Raw genomic sequence first — 1203 nt, 5'->3', positions numbered from 1 at the left:
GGGGGGGGCGTCCCCCCCGCCGCCAATAAAACACAGAGACAAAGCTCCAATGCAAAAACGAATGATTGCGCTGCTCGCGCTGGGCGCGGGCAGCCTGCCAGCGCTCGCCCAGACTTCCGGTGACGTCACGCTCTACGGGCTGCTGGATACCACCATCCGCTACAGCACCCATGAAGACGCGGCCGGCCACAGCCGCACGCAGATGACCGATGGCGTGCTGACCGGCAGCCGCTGGGGCCTGCGCGGCACCGAGGATATCGGTGGCGGCAACAAGGCGTGGTTCATCCTGGAATCGGGCTTCGCGCCCGACACCGGCACCAGCCAGCAGGGCGGGCGGCTGTTCGGGCGCACCGCGGTGATCGGGCTCGACGGCGGCTACGGCAAGCTGGCGATCGGCCGGCAGTACACGCTGGCCCACGAGGTGCTGTCGTCCTACGAGGCCATGGCCTTTGCCAATAACTCCATCGTCGGCTACCAGGGCGGCAACTACACCGGACTGCGCTACGACAACACCGTCAAGTACATCAAGAGCTTCAACGGCCTCCAGGTGGCGGCGGCCTACACCTTCGGCGAGGTGCCGGGCAGCATCAAGAGCGGCTCGGCGGCGGCCGGGTCGTTGGTCTACAGCTCAGGGCCGCTGGAGATCGGCGCCGTCTACCAGCAGACGCAGAACGTGACCTCGGCCTTCTTCGGCGCGGTGCCGGCGGCGCAGGCCAGCAAGCAGACGGTGTGGGGCGTGGGCGGAACGTGGAAGGCGGCGCGGGCGCAGTATTACCTCGGCTACACCAATAACCGGCTCGATGTGGCCGACTATCGCAACAATGTTGGGTATGTCGGGACGCGGTTCAATATCACCGACGCGCTCGCGTTCATCGGCACGCTGCAGTATGACTGGTTGCGCCATGCGGGGCAGGGTGGCAAGCGCCTGACCACGGCGGGCATGCTGGACTACAGCTTCAGCAAGCGTACTGACGTGTATGTGGAGGTCGATTACACCCACCTGCAGGGGCAGTGGATTGCGTTGAACAGTTCGCCGACGTTTGCTAACAGTGGGAATACTTATGGGAATGCATCGCGCATCGGCGTGATGGCGGGGGTGCGGCATAAGTTCTGACAGCCCGGGATTTGACAGCGATTGCGCACAGCGATGCGCTGCCAAGTCCCGCAAGCCGGCCCCCCCCCCCCCCCCCCGGGGGGGGGGGG

Annotated in this window: 1 protein-coding gene; it reads left to right on the top strand. The window is 65.9% G+C overall.

The window, feature by feature from the left end:
* Positions 1 to 49 precede the first annotated feature (49 nt).
* Positions 50 to 1114: a porin gene (locus CF68_RS30785; RefSeq protein ID WP_035826467.1), complete on the top strand. Its 1065-nt coding sequence runs from the start codon at positions 50 to 52 to the stop codon at positions 1112 to 1114.
* The last annotated feature ends 89 nt before the right edge of the window (positions 1115 to 1203 follow it).

The organism is Cupriavidus sp. SK-4 (assembly GCF_000611125.1).
Classification (GTDB): domain Bacteria; phylum Pseudomonadota; class Gammaproteobacteria; order Burkholderiales; family Burkholderiaceae; genus Cupriavidus; species Cupriavidus necator.
The sequence above is the reverse complement of the archived record's forward strand: the minus strand, read 5'-3'. Positions and strand labels throughout refer to the sequence as shown.